The 16,474-nt window shown below is 66.1% G+C and carries 14 protein-coding genes and 1 rRNA gene; 2 read left to right on the top strand and 13 right to left on the bottom strand.

All coding sequences use genetic code 11. The features are described from left to right. Positions 1-12 precede the first annotated feature (12 nt). Both ABD767_RS09425 and ABD767_RS09420 read right to left on the bottom strand, forming a co-directional pair. Positions 13-1,746 carry a cation/acetate symporter ActP gene (locus ABD767_RS09425; protein ID WP_103044098.1) on the bottom strand — a complete coding sequence of 578 codons (1,734 nt, stop codon included), beginning with the start codon at positions 1,744-1,746 and terminating at the stop codon, positions 13-15. After that, positions 1,743-2,054, bottom strand: a complete 312-nt coding sequence (locus tag ABD767_RS09420; RefSeq protein ID WP_103044099.1) for a DUF485 domain-containing protein — start codon at positions 2,052-2,054, stop codon at positions 1,743-1,745. Before ABD767_RS09420 ends, ABD767_RS09425 begins: the two co-directional genes overlap by 4 nt. A 458-nt stretch (positions 2,055-2,512) precedes the next feature. Here ABD767_RS09420 and ABD767_RS09415 point away from each other — a divergent pair, with 458 nt between their 5' ends. Beyond that, a complete protein-coding gene (locus ABD767_RS09415; RefSeq protein ID WP_103044100.1) occupies positions 2,513-3,535 on the top strand; it encodes a porin in 1,023 nt (340 codons plus the stop codon). Between the two features lie 496 nt (positions 3,536-4,031). Here the strand turns inward: ABD767_RS09415 and ABD767_RS09410 are convergent, their stop codons facing one another. Then, positions 4,032-4,700 carry an HAD-IA family hydrolase gene (locus ABD767_RS09410; RefSeq protein WP_103046140.1) on the bottom strand — a complete coding sequence of 223 codons (669 nt, stop codon included), beginning with the start codon at positions 4,698-4,700 and terminating at the stop codon, positions 4,032-4,034. Further along, positions 4,697-6,796, bottom strand: coding sequence for a diguanylate cyclase domain-containing protein (locus tag ABD767_RS09405; protein WP_103046139.1), 2,100 nt, complete (start codon positions 6,794-6,796; stop codon positions 4,697-4,699). Before ABD767_RS09405 ends, ABD767_RS09410 begins: the two co-directional genes overlap by 4 nt. A 59-nt stretch (positions 6,797-6,855) precedes the next feature. Here ABD767_RS09405 and ABD767_RS09400 point away from each other — a divergent pair, with 59 nt between their 5' ends. Beyond that, a complete protein-coding gene (locus ABD767_RS09400) occupies positions 6,856-8,373 on the top strand; it encodes an ABC transporter substrate-binding protein (protein WP_103046138.1) in 1,518 nt (505 codons plus the stop codon). Positions 8,374-8,380: 7 nt separating this feature from the next. Here the strand turns inward: ABD767_RS09400 and ABD767_RS09395 are convergent, their stop codons facing one another. The 9 genes from ABD767_RS09395 to rrf all read right to left on the bottom strand — a co-directional run. Continuing rightward, positions 8,381-8,803, bottom strand: a complete 423-nt coding sequence (locus ABD767_RS09395) for a YchJ family metal-binding protein (RefSeq protein WP_103046137.1) — start codon at positions 8,801-8,803, stop codon at positions 8,381-8,383. Then, positions 8,803-9,495 carry a DUF4197 domain-containing protein gene (locus ABD767_RS09390; RefSeq protein WP_425549910.1) on the bottom strand — a complete coding sequence of 231 codons (693 nt, stop codon included), beginning with the start codon at positions 9,493-9,495 and terminating at the stop codon, positions 8,803-8,805. Before ABD767_RS09390 ends, ABD767_RS09395 begins: the two co-directional genes overlap by 1 nt. A gap of 35 nt (positions 9,496-9,530) precedes the next feature. Beyond that, positions 9,531-10,661 carry an acyl-CoA dehydrogenase family protein gene (locus ABD767_RS09385; RefSeq protein WP_103046135.1) on the bottom strand — a complete coding sequence of 377 codons (1,131 nt, stop codon included), beginning with the start codon at positions 10,659-10,661 and terminating at the stop codon, positions 9,531-9,533. Between the two features lie 67 nt (positions 10,662-10,728). After that, positions 10,729-11,925 carry an acetyl-CoA C-acyltransferase gene (locus ABD767_RS09380; protein WP_103046134.1) on the bottom strand — a complete coding sequence of 399 codons (1,197 nt, stop codon included), beginning with the start codon at positions 11,923-11,925 and terminating at the stop codon, positions 10,729-10,731. 1 nt (position 11,926) lies between these two features. Continuing rightward, positions 11,927-13,747, bottom strand: a complete 1,821-nt coding sequence (gene aceK / locus ABD767_RS09375) for a bifunctional isocitrate dehydrogenase kinase/phosphatase (protein WP_103046133.1) — start codon at positions 13,745-13,747, stop codon at positions 11,927-11,929. Positions 13,748-13,790: 43 nt separating this feature from the next. Next, positions 13,791-14,453: a carbonate dehydratase gene (gene can, locus ABD767_RS09370; RefSeq protein ID WP_103046132.1), complete on the bottom strand. Its 663-nt coding sequence runs from the start codon at positions 14,451-14,453 to the stop codon at positions 13,791-13,793. Between the two features lie 123 nt (positions 14,454-14,576). Continuing rightward, the gene (locus ABD767_RS09365; protein ID WP_103046131.1) at positions 14,577-15,767 is read right to left on the bottom strand and encodes an acyl-CoA dehydrogenase family protein; all 1,191 of its coding nucleotides are present in this window, start codon (positions 15,765-15,767) and stop codon (positions 14,577-14,579) included. Positions 15,768-15,827: 60 nt separating this feature from the next. Then, a complete protein-coding gene (locus ABD767_RS09360; protein ID WP_103046130.1) occupies positions 15,828-16,238 on the bottom strand; it encodes a MerR family transcriptional regulator in 411 nt (136 codons plus the stop codon). Between the two features lie 134 nt (positions 16,239-16,372). Next, positions 16,373-16,474: ribosomal RNA gene (gene rrf, locus ABD767_RS09355) — 5S ribosomal RNA — on the bottom strand; the annotation flags it as partial.

The raw sequence follows: 16,474 nt of genomic DNA, 5'->3' as shown, positions 1-16,474 counted from the left end.
ATCCCTCTTATATCAATGCGACGACGCCTTGGTCGCGCCCAGGCCCGTCTCGGCGCGCACCTGCTGCGCGGCAAAAGCCTCGCGCTCCTGGCCGGCACGCGCGCTCTTGTCGATAACCGAGAAGAACCACACGCCGACGAAGCCGATGGTCATGGAGAACAGCGCGGGCGAGGTGTAGGGGAACAGCGACGAGCCGGCCGGATTGCCCAGCGTGGCTTCCCACACCGAGGGCGAGACGATAGTCAGGCCCAGCGACGAGATCAGGCCCAGGAAGCCGCCAGTCACCGCGCCGCGCGTGGTGCAGCCCTTCCACAGAATCGACAGGATCAGCGCCGGAAAGTTGGCCGAGGCGGCGATCGCGAAGGCCAGCGACACCATGAAGGCGATGTTCTGCTTCTCGAACGCGATCCCCAGGATCACCGCGATCACGCCCAGCGTCAGCGTGGTGATGCGCGAGACGCGCAGTTCGGCGGCGCTGTCGGCCTTGCCGCCCTTGAGTACGGTCGAATACAGGTCGTGCGAGACGGCCGAGGCGCCCGACAGCGTCAGGCCGGCAACGACGGCCAGGATGGTGGCAAACGCCACGGCCGAGATGAAGCCGTAGAACACGTCGCCGCCCACGCTCTTGGCCACCAGCACCGCCGCCATGTTGGCCGTGCCCGCGCCGCCCAGGATCACGCCCTTGGCCGTGTCGGCCATTTCGGGGTTGGTGAGCACCATGGTGATGGCGCCAAAGCCGATGATGAAGATCAGCACGTAGAAGTAGCCGATCCACACCGACGCCCAGCCCACGGACTTGCGCGCCTCCTTGGCGTTGGGCACGGTGAAGAAGCGCATCAGGATGTGCGGCAGGCCGGCGGTGCCGAACATCAGCGCCATGCCGAACGAGATGGCCGAGATCGGATCCTTGATGAAGCCGCCCGGGCCCATGATGGACAGGCCCTTGGCGGCCGCCTCCTCGGGCGACGCGCCGGAGCTGGCGGCAATCTGCGTGCGCACCTCGACGCCCTTGGCAAACAGCGCCTCGGGGCTGAAGCCGTAGTTGGCCAGCACCATGAAGGCCATGAAGGTGACGCCCGCCAGCAGCAGGCAGGCCTTGATGATCTGCACCCAGGTGGTGGCCGTCATGCCGCCAAACAGCACGTAGACCATCATCAGCGCGCCCACGAGCACCACGGCAATCCAGTACTCCAGGCCGAACAGCAGCTTGATCAGCTGGCCCGCACCCACCATTTGCGCAATCAGGTAGAAGGCCACGACGATCAGCGTGCCTGACGCCGCGAACACGCGGATCGGCCCTTGCTTGAAGCGGTAGCCCACCACGTCGGCAAAGGTGAACTTGCCCAGGTTGCGCAGCCGGTCGGCCATCAGGAAGGTGATGATGGGCCAGCCGACGAGAAAGCCGATGGAATAGATCAGCCCGTCGTAGCCGGTAGCCATCACGGCCGCGGAGATGCCCAGAAAGGACGCCGCCGACATGTAGTCGCCGGCAATGGCCAGGCCGTTCTGAAAGCCTGTGATGCCGCCGCCGGCGGTGTAGAAATCGGCCGCCGAGCGGGTGCGCGAGGCGGCCCACTTGGTGATCCACAGCGTGGCGGCCACAAAAACGGCAAACATGATGATGGCCGTCCAGTTGGTCGCCTGCTTGGCCACCTGGCCCATGTCGGCGCCAGCGGCGTAGGCCGCGCCCGTGCCGGCCAGCGCCAGGCTTGCCAGCACGCCGGCAAAAAGTCGATTGCGGTTCATTTCTGGACGTCCTTGAGCAGCTCTTCGGTCAGCGCGTCGAACTTCTTGTTCGCCACACGCACGTAGTACACGGTGATGGCGACCGTGAAGACGATCACCCCCATGCCGATCGGAATGCCCAGCGTGGTCACGCCGTCGCCGATAGGCTGGGCCAGGAACTCCTTGTCGAACGCGATCAGCGCGACATAGCCGTAATACACGACAAGCATCGCAATCGTCAGCACCACCCCCAGCGGGTTGCGCTTGGCGCGCAGCTCCTGGTACTTTGGATGGCGTTGAATTCTTTCAACCACCGGGTCGGTCGTCATCTGTCGTCTCCTGTTGGAATCAAAAGGGCTGCAGCCATGTTGCACTGCACACGCCGGCGGATTCTGTGAAGCGCGTCTGACCGATGGCTTACGCGTGCAACCCGATTTTCGAGACGATTTTTTGGTGATTTCTGCCCTGTTTTTTATAAGGAGAAAATTTTCTCCAGGGTTATTACTGAGTTTGTCAGCCCTGCATCAGCTCCGAGTCAGCCCCTGTTGGACGGCCGTCAGGTCACCGTCAGGCCCGGCGCGAGCCGAGCTGCCAGCCATCCGGAAACCAAGGGTAATCCTTAGGCGCCATTACTTCGCAAACCGCCAAACGTACAAAGTGTTGCGTGTACGCATCGAATCGCCGCGGCGCCGCACGCCAGCTGACGCTTTTTGACCATGCTCCCTCTACACTATCCGCCAGTCGCAGCCACGAGCACAGCGACAAGCAATACCTCAAAGGACATTCCATGCAAAAAACCACCCGCATCGCCCTGGCCGCAATGGCCCTGCTGGGCTCCGGCGCCGTTATGGCGCAAAGCAGCGTCACCCTGTATGGCCGCGTGAACACCAGCGTTGAAAACCAGAAGGTCACCGGCGCGTCCAGCGTGAACGTCCTGCAGAACAACTCGTCGCGCTTTGGCCTGCTGGGCAGCGAAGACCTGGGCGGCGGCCTGAAGGCCGGCTTCCAATTGGAGAGCGGCTTCAACTCCGACGATGGCTCCGGCAGCGCCTGGACGCACGGCCCGGCCAACGGCAGCCTGACCTTTGCCCGCCAGAGCGAAGTGAACCTGTCGGGTGGCTTCGGTATGGTGCGCCTGGGCAACTTCACGCCCGAGTCGTACTACGCCACGGCCGACTACGTCAGCATGCACAACCACGACACCGGCACCTCGGCCGATGCGCTGTACTACGACCCGGTGTGGTTTGGCGGCCTGAGCACCAAGAACAAGATCGGCTACCGCACGCCCAACTTCGGTGGTTTCGTAGTTGATGCAGCCATGAATCTGCACGAGCGCGAGGCTGGCACCAACAACAAGAACGGCTACGACCTGGCCGCCAACTACAACAACGGCCCGCTGCACCTGGGCGCCGGCTACAGCTACGTCGACAGCAACTACCAGGTCGGCCTGCGCGGTCTGTACACCTTTGGCCAGTTCACCGTCGGTGCCTACTACCAGCGCAACAAGGACGATAACAAACTCGTTCCCGTGACCGGCGCCGGCACGCGCAACAATTACCGCCTGTCGGGTATGTATGTGCTGAACGCCTCCGAGTTCCACGTCAACGTCGGCCGCGCCGGCTCGTGGAGCAAGATCAGCGACTCGGCCGCCACGCAGTGGACGCTGGGCTACAACTACAACCTGAGCAAGCGCACCAAGGTCTACGCCTTCTACACCAAGGTCAACAACAAGGCCAATGCTGATTATCTGACCGGCAGCGCCGGCGACGACTTCCGCTCGGTCGCCATGGGCATCCGCCACAACTTCTGATGACACAGCGGCCACAAGCCGTCCTGCCTGAAGACAAGCCCCGCTCTGCGGGGCTTTTTCGTGGGTGCGGCAAAGACCAAGCCCATTGCATTTCCATACTTGATTGGAAGCGCGCGTCAGATGCCACTCTTACTCCCTCCCCCTTTGGGGGAGGGTTGGGGTGGGGGCCAGCAACGCGCGCGCGTCTACGTCGGCACGTCGCTGGCGCACTGGCCCCCATCCCTGCCTCGGCGCTGGCAGCGAGACGCTGCCGCTCTTCGAGCTGTCCAGTTCCGCACTAGCGGAACTGGAGCCGCAGCCCTCAGCCCCAAAGGGGGAAGGAGTCTGAGGGTGAGAGGCAATCCCCCATGCCCGCTTTGCACGCCAAAACACCGCCACTCTTCGTTGCAAATACTCGCCATAGCCCGCGCTATGGCTGCGTTTTGCGCCTCGATTGGCAGCGTTTTGGCACGCCTTTCGGGCATGGCCGATTTCCTCTCACCCTCTGAGAATGAAATCAGCCACCCACCCAGGCGGGCAGCTCGCTCATGTGGCGCAGCACCCGCACGGCGCCGGCGGCCAGCAGCGCCTCGGCGGGGGCATGGCCGGTGGGCTGCTCGGGGCTGAATCCCAGCACCGTGGCGCCAGCAGCCACGCCGGCAGTCACGCCCGTCACCGTGTCTTCAACGACCAGGCAGCGTGCCGGCGCCACGCCCACGGCGGCCGCGGCGGCCAGGTAGACGTCGGGCGCGGGCTTGGTGGCCGGCAGGTCGTGACCGCTGAAGACGCGCGCTCCAAAGTACGGCGCCATGCCGGCCATCTCCAACTGCATCACCACCTTGGCCCGATCGGCGCCCGAGGCGCAGGCAATGCGCCCATCCAGACGCGCATGCACGGCGCGCACGGCGCCAAGCGCGCCGTCTATGGCCTGCAGCTCGCGGCGCAGGCGGGCGTCGCGGCGGGCGTAGAACTGCGCCAGCCATTCCTCGGTGAACGGGCGGCCGGTCTCGCGCGCGATGCGCGCGGCCTCGCTGCGCACCGTCTTGCCGATGAAGATACGCATGCACTCGGCGCGGGGCAGCGCCCAGCCGGCCTCGTTGAGCATCTCGCACAGCACGCCGTTGGTAATCGGTTCGCTGTCGACGAGCACGCCGTCGCAGTCAAACAAAATCGCGTCAAAAGTCATGGTTTGCCGTCCATCGATGGGCGGGTGGTTCGGTCGCTGAGCGACGCGTCGCAGTCGGGGCCGTAGAGCACCCACTGGTCGCGCCCGCGCTGCTTGGCCTGGTAGAGCGCGGCGTCTGCCTGGCGCAGCAGCTCCAGGCAGTCCTCGCCCGGCACCCACGACGGGCCGAGCCCGGCCACGGGCCGCCCGCGCAGCACAAAGCACAGCTGCTGCACGTCGACGCTGGTCACGCCCACGCTGATGCTGACCCGTCGCTGGGCGTTGCCGGCGCCCGCATGCGCCAGATCCAGCGCACGCACCGCCAGCAACAGGCGCTGTGCGACCGCGCAGGCCTGGGCGGCATCGGCGCCGGGCAGCAGCACGGCGAATTCCTCGCCGCCATAGCGCGCCACCAGGTCGCCCGAACGCGCCACGCAGCCAGCCAGCGCGCCGGCCACGGCCTGCAGGCACTGGTCGCCGGCCAGGTGGCCGTAGTGATCGTTGAAGGCCTTGAACGCGTCGATGTCGACCATCAGCAGCGCCAGCGTGGTGCCGCCGCGCTGCGCGCGCGCCCATTCGCGGGCAATGGCCTCGTCCAGCGCCATGCGGTTGGCCACCTGGGTAAGCGCATCGGTGCGCACGCGTGTTTCCAGCTGCTGACGGTAAGCCTGCAACTCGGCCTCGTCGCGCTTGCGCTCGGTGATGTCCTGCACCGTGCCCATCATCGCGACGCCCGCGCCGGCGCCGTCCTCGGGAAACTCGCACCACGCCTCGACCCAGCGCTGCGCGCCGTCGCTGGCGCGGCGGATGCGGTACTGCAGCCGCAGGGGCTTGAGCCCTTTCAACGTCTGTTCGTGCTCCTGCAGAATGTGCTCGCGCTCCTGCGGCTCCAGCACGGCGATCCACTGCTTCAGGCTGACGGACTGTTGCGGTGCAAACCCGAAGATATCCGCGCTCATGCGCGACAGCTGGTAGCAGCGGCGCTTGCGGTCGTACAGAAAGTAGCCGATGGACGCCGCCTTTTGCGCCGCCTCCAGCCAGTGCATCTGCTGCTGCAGCGTCTGCTTGAGCATGCGCTCGCGCTGCCAGGCGCGCCACTGCCAGACGACGAACAGGCCGCCCAGCGCGATCACGGCCAGGCTGGCCAGCAACCCCAGCGCCAGCCACTGGCGCCAGCGCGCGTCGCTGAAGGCCTCTGCGGTGTCTATCTTGGAGATCAAAAGCCAGTCGCTGCCCGGCACCGCGCCGGCCGTGGCCAGCACGTCGTGCCCGCGGTAATCGCGCCCATACAGCGTGCCGCGCCCGCCGGCGACGGCCAGCGCCACCGTGGTGTCGTTCTCTTCGGCTCCATCGCCCCCGTCCTGCAGCGCCAGGCGCAGGGAGAGCGGCGCGTCGCTGCGGTGGCGCAGCGGGCTGAGCACGGTGACCGCGTCGCGGCCTCGGCGCACCAGCAGCGACTCGGCGCTGCGGCTGTTGTTGGGCCAGGTCTGCAGCAGCGGGTACAGCGTGCTGCGCGCGTCGACCATCAGCCACAGCGCGCCCAGCGGCTGCTCGCCGTCGAACAGCGGCGCGATGACGCTGAAAAACGTCGTGCTCTGCCCCTGCACCTGCTGCAGCCCCAGCTCCTGCGGCAGCGCGGTGCTCAGCGCCTCGGCCAGTGCTGCAAGGTCGCCGGCCTGCAGCGCCGGCATGTCCTGCTGCGGCGCCGCCAGCAGCACCCGGCCCTGCGGGTCGACCAGCGCCACCTTGCTGTACTGCAAATGCTCGACCAGCGAGCGCAGGCGCTGCGCAATCTGTTCCTGCAGCTCCTGTGGCCCCCGCCCTGCCTGCGGCGGGCGCAGCCACTGGGCGACGGTATGCGCCAGCAGCGCATCGTCGGTCAGCGCCTGAGCATCGCCCAGGCGGCGGCTGCGCCAATCGGCAATGCCGTGGATCTGCAGCTGGTTGATCGCGTTCAGGCTGGCTTCGATCTGGTGGCGGTAGTGCTGCTCGCGCTGCTGCGTGAACCACCACAGCAGTGTGCCGACCACGGCCAGCAGCAGACCCAGCGCCACGGGCGTGAACCACCAGCGCCGGGGCACTGCGACGGGTATGCGGATTTCGGTCGTGCTGGGCATGTGAACTTGTATCAAAGCATTTCCGTTACTATCGCACAACCGCGCTCCAGCCCCTCGCCATGCCCGCACACCCGGACCGATTCGCCCACGCACCGTCACGCCGCGACTGCCTGCGCCAGGCCGCGGCGCTGTCGTTTGCGGCGTTGCCCGGCATGGCGGGCGCGGCCGGGCGCAACGCCGTGGTGCTGAGCCTGTCGCTGGCACCCGACAGCCTCGATCCGACCATGGCGGCCGCATCAGCGGTGGGCGAGGTGAGCCACTACAACATTTTCGAGGGCCTGACGCGCATCGAGGAAGACGGCCAGGTGGCGCCGCTGCTGGCGCGTAGCTGGAGCCTGTCGCCCGACCAGCGCAGCTGGCGCTTCGACCTGCGCCGCGGCGTGCGCTTTCACGACGGCAAGCCGTTGACCGCGCAGGTGGTGCGCGCCAGTTTCGAGCGTTGTGCAGCACCGGGCTCGACCAACAAGGCGCGCCGTGCGGTGTTCGACAACATCGCCACCATCGCCACGCCCGACGAACACACGGTGGTGTTGACGCTCCACCATCGCGATCCCGACCTGCCGTTTCGCCTGGGCGAGGCAACGGCCTGCATCCTCCACCCCGACAGCGCCGCGCACGCCGCGACGCGCCCGGTGGGCACCGGCCCCTACCGGCTGGCGCAATGGAGCGCGCTGGGCGGCGTGGTGCTGACACGCACCGGCAGCTGGCACCCGGCGCAGCACGCACCGCTGGCGCAGGCGACGTTTCGCTTCATTGCCGACCCGGCCGAGCAGGAGGCGGCGCTGGCCGCCGGAGAGGTCGACCTGCTGTTCCAGTTCGCCACCCGCGTGGTGCGCCGCTTTCAGGACGATCGCCACTACCAGGTGCTGATCGGCCATTCCTGCGGCAAGGGCATGCTGGCGCTCAACCACCGGCGCGCGCCGCTCAATGACGTGCGGGTGCGCCAGGCGATCACCCACGCCATCGACCGCGAGGGCTTCATCCGCGAGGTGCTGGACGGGCGCGGCAGCGCCATTGGCAGCCACTTTGCGCCGACCGACCCCGGCTTTCTGCACCTGGACAGCCTGCTGCCCTATGACCCGGCGCGTGCTCGCGCGCTGCTGCGCGAGGCAGGCGTGCGCACGCCGCTGCGGCTGAACCTGGCCCTGCCGCCCGCGCCCTATGCGCTGAGCGGCGGCGACCGCCTGGCAGCCAATCTGGCCGACGTGGGCATCGACGCGCCGCTGCAGCGCCTGGACTGGAAGACCTGGCTGGACGGGCCGTTCAAGGGCGACTTCGACATGACGCTGATCAACCACGTCGAGCCGCTGGACTACCGCATCTACACCGACCCCAGCTACTACTTCGGCGTCGACGACCCGGTGTTTCGCTCCCTGGTGCAGCAGCACGACCGCACGCCCAGCCCGCGCGAGCGCCAACGGCTGTGGGCGCAGATGCAGCGCCGCCTGGCCGAGACCGCCGCCAACGCCTGGATCTTCACGCCGCAGATCGGCACCGTGGTGCGCAAGGGGCTACGCGGCGTGTGGATGAACTACCCCATCTTCGCCCACGACATTGGCGCGATGTCGTGGGAATGACGCCGGCTCACGCCACGTCGCCGTCGACGTAATACCAGCGTCCCTGCTCCTGCACAAAGCGGCTGCGCTCACGCATGCGCTGGCCGCGCCCCGAAGCGTCGCGCCATCGGGCGGTGAACTCCACCTCGGCGGTCTGCTCGCCAGTGCCGCGCGCGTCATGCACCTGCAGGCCCAGCCAGCGTGCTCCGGCGGCATTGGCGTCCATCGTCGGCGGGCGGGTGCGCGCATGCCAGGTGGCCTGCAGATACGCAGCGTCGCCGAGCACATAGGCGCTGTAACGCGAGCGCATCAGGCTTTCGGCGTCGGGCGCGGGGCAATCCGCGTGGCCGATGTAGCGGCCGCAGCAGGCGGCAAAGACCAGCGGCCGACCGCGCCCGTCCAGCCGGCCACAGGGGCATGGCCTGCCACCCGGGGCTGGTGCTGCGACCATCAGCCGGCCCCGAACACCTTGCGCAAAATGTCGCTGCCGGTGCCAACCGGATCCTGGCGGATTTTCTTTTCCTCCTGGCCGATCACCAGGTACAGGCCGTCCAGCGTCTTGCCGGTGACGTATTGCGCCAGGTTGGCGTCTTCCGTTTTGAGCAGGCCGAACGCCGCGGCCTTGCCCGCCAGCTGGTCGTACTGCTGGGTCAGGCCCAGCTTGCTGGTGGTCTGAGTGACGATGGGCAGAAAGCGCTCGGACAGCGGGCTGCGCGTCTTGTTGGCGAAAAAGTCGGTCACGCTGGTGTCGCCGCCGGTAAGAATACCCTTGGCGTCGGTCACGGTCATCGACTGCACCGCATCGACCAGCACCTGCTTGCCGGCGGGCACGGCCTGCTCGGCGGCGTGGTTCATCGTCGCCTCCAGCTCGTCGATGCGCTTGCCCTGGCCAAACTTGCGCAGCAGCTTGGCCGCTTCGTCGAGCTGGCCGGGCAGGCCGATGTGCACCAGCGGGTTGCCCAGAAAGCCGTTGTCGCGGCCCAGCAGGTCGACGGCTACTTCGGCGCCCCGCTTGAGTGCGGCCTTCACGCCGCTGGCGGCGTCGGCATTGGAAATCCCGGCCAGCGACAGGGCCTGCGCCTGGCGCCAGGCCAGCAGCGGCAGCAGGCCCAGGGTGGCCAGATGAAGTCGTCGGCGTTGCAGCATGTGCGTCCTCCTGAAATTTGCAGGCCGTCAGCTTACGCCAGCGCCCGCCCGATGATGATTTTCTGCACGTCGCTCGTGCCCTCGTAGATCTGGCAGACGCGCACGTCGCGGTAGATGCGCTCGACGGGGAAGTCGCTGACCACGCCGTAGCCGCCCAGCGTCTGGATGGCGGCCGAGCACACGCGCTCAGCCATCTCGCTGGCGAACAGCTTGGCCATCGCGGCCTCCTTCAGGCAGGGCTGGCCCGCGTCGCGCAGGATGGCAGCGTGCCAGATGAGCTGGCGCGCCGCCTCGATCTGCGTGGCGCAGTCGGCCAGGCGGTGGCCCACGGCCTGGTGGTTGAAGATGGGCACGCCAAAGCTCTCGCGCTCCTTGCTGTATTGCAGCGCGCAGTCGAACGCGGCGCGCGCCATGCCCACGCTTTGCGCGGCAATGCCGATACGCCCGCCCTCCAGCGCCGACAACGCGATGCGGTAGCCCTCGCCCTCTTGCCCGATCAGGTTCTCTGCCGGGATGCGGCAGTTGTCGAAGTTGATCTGCGCCGTGTCGCTGCTGTGCTGGCCCAGCTTGTCTTCGAGCCGTGCGACGACGTAGCCGGGCGTGTCGGTCGGCACGATGAAGGCGCTGATGCCCTTCTTGCCCGCGGCCTTGTCGGTCACCGCGATGACGATGGCCACCTGCCCGTTCTTGCCGCTGGTGATGAACTGCTTGACGCCGTTGATCACGTAATCGTCGCCATCGCGGGCCGCCGTGGTGCGCAGCGCCGACGCGTCCGAGCCGACGTGCGGCTCGGTCAGGCAGAACGCGCCCAGCATGGCTCCGCTGGCCAGCGGCGCCAGCCAGCGCTGCTTTTGCGCCTCGTTGCCGTAGCGCATCAAAATGGCATTGACCGGACAGTTGGTAACGCTGATCGCCGTACTGGTGCCGCCGTCGCCAGCGGCGATTTCTTCGAGCACCAGCGCCAGGGTGAGGTAGTCGAGCCCGGCGCCGCCATAGGCCTCGGGCACGCAAATGCCGTAGGCGCCCAGCTGCGCCAGGCCCTGGTGCACCTCGCGCGGAAAGTGGTGTTCCTTGTCCCAGCGCGCGGCGTGCGGCGCTATTTGCTCGCGCACGAAGTCGCGCACCGCGTCGCGGATCATCTGCTGGTCTTGGCTCAGAAGCATGGCTTGCCTTTACGTGTGCGCCGCCAGCGCGCCGCCTGGGGCGTGCTGGCGGCCAGGGTTGCAGGAATTACAGCAGTTCGATGGCCATGGCCGTCGCCTCGCCGCCGCCGATGCACAGCGTGGCCAGGCCCTTCTTCTTGCCCTGCTGGCGCAACGCGTAGATCAGCGTGACCAGGATGCGCGCGCCGCTGGCGCCGATGGGGTGACCCAGCGCGCAGGCGCCGCCGTGCACGTTGACCTTGTCGTGTGGCACCTTGAGGTCATGCATCAACGCCATCGGAACGACGGCGAAAGCCTCGTTGATCTCCCACAAGTCGACGTCCGCGACCTGCCAACCGGCCTTTTTCAGCACCTTCTCGGTCGCGCCGATGGGCGCCGTGGTGAACCAGTCGGGCTCCTGCGCGTGCGTGGCGTGGGCGACGATGCGCGCCAGCGGCGTGCAGCCCAGCTCCTTCGCGGTGGACTGGCGCATCAGCACCAGCGCCGCGGCGCCGTCGTTGATGCTGGAGCTGGCGGCGGCGGTGATGGTGCCGTCCTTCTTGAACGCGGGCTTGAGCGTGGGGATCTTGTCCAGGCGGATCTTCAGCGGGCCTTCGTCCTGGTCGACGGTGACCTCGCCCTTGCGGGTCTGGAAGCTGACCGGCGTGATCTCGTCCTTGAACGCGCCGCTCTGGATGGCCTGCTGCGCGCGCTGCACGCTGGCGATCGCGAACTGGTCCTGCTGCTCGCGCGTGAACCGGTATTTGGCCGCGCAGTCCTCGCCAAAAGTGCCCATGGAGCGGCCTGCCTCGTAGGCGTCCTCCAGCCCGTCGAGCATCATGTGGTCGAAGATTTTGTCGTGGCCCATGCGGTAGCCGCCGCGGCCCTTCTTGAGCAGGTAGGGCGCGGCGGTCATGTTCTCCATGCCACCGCTGACCATCACGTCGCGGCTGCCGGCCACCAGCTGGTCGTGCGCCAGGATGGTTGCCTCCATGCCCGCGCCGCACATCTTGGACAGCGTCACCGCGCCGGTGCTGCGCGGCAGCCCGCCCTTGAAGCCCGCCTGGCGCGCCGGCGCCTGGCCCTGGCCGGCCATCAGGCAGTTGCCGAACAGCACTTCGTCGACCTTCTCGGGCGCAACGCCAGCGCGCGCAACCGCCGCCTTGATGGCGGCGCCGCCCAGGTCGTGCGCGGCCAGCTCGCTGAACGCGCCCTGGAACGCACCCATGGGGGTGCGCGCGGCGCCGACGATGACGATGGGGTCGTTGTTGTGGATCGTGCTCATTTCAATCTCCTGTATCAGTGGGAAAAGCGGCACCGGCGGCAAAGCGCCGCTGGCTGTCGTAGGGAAAGACGTCGTACCAATGGCCGGCCTGGATGCGCTCCTTGTGCGACTGCCAGAACGTCACGTCCAGCAGGTCGGCATGGTGGCGCATGAAGGCCTCGCGCACCGCCGGGTGGCCCAGCAGGAACGGCGCAAAGGTCTCGGGAAACACGTCGCGCGGCCCGACCGGGTACCAGACCTCGCTGCTGAATTCATCCTCTTCGTTGCGCGCCGGCGGCACGCTGCGGAACTGGCAGTCGGTCAGATATTCGATTTCGTCGTAGTCGTAGAACACCACCCGGCCATAGCGCGAGAGGCCGAAGTTCTTCCACAGCATATCGCCTGGAAAGATATTGGCCGCGACCAAATCCTTGATCGCATTGCCGTATTCGACCACGGTGCGCTCCAGCGCCCGCTGCACCGCCGGGCGCTCCAGGCCGGCGTCCAGGCATTCCTGCAGGTGGATGTTCAGCGGCAGCATGCGCTGCTCGATGTAGAGATGGCGGATCACGACCTCCTGGCGGCCGTCGGCGTCGGGCTCGGTCAGCTCCAGCTGGCTGGGCGCGTGCTGACGGATCTCGTCCAGCAGCGCATCGGAGAAGCGCTCGCGCGGGAACGCCACCTGGCTGTATTCCAGCGTGTCGGCCATGCGCCCGACGCGGTCGTGCTGCTTGACCAGCTGGTACTTGGCCTTGACCTGCTCGCGCGTGATGTCCTTGGGCGCCGGAAAACGATCCTTGATCAGCTTGAACACATAGGGGAAGCTCGGCAGGTCGAACACCAGCATGACCATGCCCTTGATGCCCGGCGCGACGCGCAACTGGTCGCTGCTGTGGCGCAGGTGGTGCAGGAAGTCGCGGTAGAACAGCGTCTTGCCCTGCTTGGCCAGGCCCAACGCTGTGTACAGCTCCCAGCGCGGCTTGCGCGGCATCAGCCGGTGCAGAAACTGCACATAGGCGCTGGGCACCTCCATGTCGACCATGCAGTAGGCGCGCGAGAAGCTGAACAGCTGCTGCAGGTCGGACTCGCCGAACAGCGCCGCGTCGATGAACAGCCTGCCGTCGTCGCCATGCAGCAGCGGCAGCGCCATCGGCAGCTGCTGCTCACCATTGATCAGCCGCCCGATCACATAAGCGCCCTTGTTGCGAAAGAACAGGCTGCTGAGCACCTGGAACTGGAGATTGCTGCGCCATTTGGCGCCGCCCAGCTGCGCGGCCAGCGCCTGCGCCACCCAGCCCACATCGCGCGCCAGATCCTGAAAGTCGCAATGCAGCGCCATGTCCAGCACGATGCGTTCAAGCGTCACGGCCAGGCCATCCGGCGTGGGGTAGTAGACGCGGAACGTGGGCCGGACGGCGGGGTCGTCGCTCTCCAGGTATTCGGTGCTGACCGCCGGGCGCACGAAGAGAAAATCGTTGCGGTAGTGGGTGCGGTGCAGCAACCGCGTCGTCACCGAGTTGAAGAAGGTCTCGGCCAGCTCGGGCTGCAGGTGGTTGACCAGCAGGCCGATGTAGTGCAGCTTGACCTGGTGCCACACCGGCATGGGCAGGCCGGCCGCGCCGAACTCCTTGTCCAGGCGGCGCACGCATTCCTTGACGCGCAGGTCGTAGAAGGCAATGCGCTCGCGCTGCGCGCGCTGCTGGCCGTGCCAGTCCGCCGTCTCGAAACGATGTTTGGCGCGTGCCGATTCGGCATGGAACAGCCGGTAATGGCGGTTGAAGCCATCGCGCATGGCCTGGGCGATCTGCCAGGCCTGGGGGGCATCGAGCTGCTGCGGGAACATGGCGCCACCTTGCCGAACCGTCACCGCGCAACCCTCGCGCCAATCAGTCGCGCTGGCGCGACCCGACCTGCTCGATCGCCTGCTGGTGCACGTCGAACAGCCCGCCCGAGCCAGGCAGCGTCATCTCCAGGTCGGTGATCAGGCCATTGCTCAGGCGGTAGCACCAGCCATGCAGCGTGACCTTCTGGCCACGCGCCCAGGCGTCTTGCATCACGGTACTTTGCGCCACATTCATGACCTGGTGGATCACGTTGAGCTCACACAGCACGTCGTGGCGGTGCTGCACCGGCGTGTTTTTGATCAGCATGTAGTGCTTTTCGCGCACGTCCTTCACATGGCGGATCCAGTTGTCCGACAGGCCCACACGCATCTCTTCGAGCGCGGCCAACACACCGCCGCAGCCATAGTGGCCAACGACCATCAGGTGTTCGACCTTGAGTTGGTCGATCGCGTACTGGATGGTGGACAGACAATTGAGGTCGCTGGGAACGACGACGTTGGCAATATTGCGGTGCACGAACACCTCGCCCGGCTCCAGCCCGCTGATCTGATTGGCTGGCACGCGGCTGTCGGAGCAGCCAATCCACATGTATTTAGGGTTTTGCTGCTCCGTGAGCTTGGTGAAAAAACCGGGGCGCTCGCGCTCCATGCTTTTTGCCCATTCCTTGTTGTTCTCGAAAAGCTTGGCGATTGAATCTGTCGGCATGGTCTTCCTTTGCTGGTAAGTTGGGCAGGAGCGCCATTGCCCCCGTCCGGGGCGCTAGTGCACCCCTGAATCGGTTGGATGGGCTGCCGCACCGCGCCACGCACCGGCCAGCAGCTCGCTGCGTCAGCAGGTCTCGGCAAACAGCTCGCGGCCGATCAGCATGCGCCTGATCTCGCTGGTGCCGGCGCCGATCTCGTACAGCTTGGCGTCACGCCACAGGCGGCCCAACGGGTATTCGTTGATGTAGCCGTTGCCACCAAAGATCTGCACGCCCTCACCCGCCATCCAGGTGGCTTTCTCGGCGCACCACAGAATCACGCTGGCGCAATCCTTGCGCACTTGACGCACATGGTCGCTGCCCAGCGTGTCCAGGTTCTTGGCCACCGTGTAGGCGAAGCTGCGCGCTGCCTGCAGCACGGTATACATGTCGGCCACCTTGCCCTGGATGAGCTGGAACTCGCCAATGCTCTGGCCAAACTGCTTGCGGTCGTGGATATAGGGCACGACGTTGTCCATTACCGCCTGCATGATGCCGAGTGGCCCGCCGGTGAGCACTGCGCGCTCATAGTCCAGCCCGCTCATCAGCACCTTGGCGCCGCCATTGACCTGGCCCAGCACGTTCTCCAGCGGCACCTCGACGTTCTCGAACACCAGCTCGCCCGTGTGGCTGCCGCGCATGCCCAGCTTGTCGAGCTTTTGTGCGACCGAGAAACCCTTCATGCCCTTCTCGATCAGGAAGGCCGTCACGCCGCGAGCGCCCAGCTCGGGCTCGCTCTTGGCATAGACCACCAGCGTGTCGGCATCCGGCCCGTTGGTAATCCACATCTTGGTGCCATTGAGCAGGTAGTAGCCGCCCTTGTCCTCGGCGCGCAACTTCATGCTGATCACATCCGAACCCGCACCCGGCTCACTCATCGCCAGCGCACCTACATGCTCACCGCTGATCAGCTTGGGCAGGTACTTGGCCTTCTGCGCTGCGCTGCCGTTGCGGTTTATCTGGTTCACGCACAGATTGCTGTGTGCCCCATAGGACAGGCCCACCGAAGCGCTGGCGCGCGAGATTTCCTCCATTGCAACCATATGGGCCAAATAGCCCATGTCAGCACCGCCGTACTGCTCGGACACCGTGATGCCCAGCACCCCCAGATCACCAAGCTTGCGCCACACATCCATCGGGAACTGATCGTCGCGATCGATCTCGGCCGCCCGCGGCGCAATTTCCGCCTGGGCGAACTCGCGTACCGCGTCGCGCAGCGCGTCAATGTCTTCACCCAACTGAAAGTTCAGGCCTGGCAAGGACGTGGAAGAGCTCATGGAATGTCTCCTGGTGAAAAGTAGGCGAAAGCCGATTGATTACGTTTACGTAAACGTCAATTATCCATGACTTTGCGCATTCCGTGCTTCCATCTGCGCCAACAATTGCCGCGCCTCATGTTCATGTGCCAGCACCTCGTCCAGGTTGGCCTGCAGATCGAGCATCTGCGACTCCAACTGATGGCGGTGCGCACCCAGCACCTGCAAGAACTTGTGCAACTGCACGCCGGTGTCGCGCGGGCTGTCGTACAGATCAATGATTTCCTTGGCTTCGGTCAACGACAACCCCAGGCGCTTGGCGCGCAAGGTCAGGCGCAGTCGTGTTCGATCACGTGCGCTGTACACACGGCTGCGCCCACCCGCCCCGGTACGCGCCGGCGTCAGCAGACCCATGTCTTCATAGAAGCGAATGGCGCGAGTGGTGAGATCGAATTCCCTGGCCAGATCGCCAATGGTATAGGTATGTGCCATCTGGTCGCCTCCTGATCGCCGATGCGTATGACGTTCACGTAAACGTCAATCGTATCGCAAGCAGAGGGAATATTTAAATCCCCAAACGCCGAACCCCCAGCACGGTCTCCGTACTGGGGGTTGGTCTAATAAGAGCCTGACGATGACCTACTTTCACACGGGGATCCGCACTATCATCGGCGCGAAGTTGTTTCACGGTCCTGTTCGGGATGGGAAGGGGTGGTTCCAACTTGCTA

This window comes from Comamonas faecalis, from assembly GCF_039538025.1.
Classification (GTDB): Bacteria; Pseudomonadota; Gammaproteobacteria; order Burkholderiales; family Burkholderiaceae_C; genus Comamonas_C; species Comamonas_C faecalis.
Note: the sequence above shows the minus strand (reverse complement) of the source record. Positions and strands in the feature narration are given on the sequence as shown.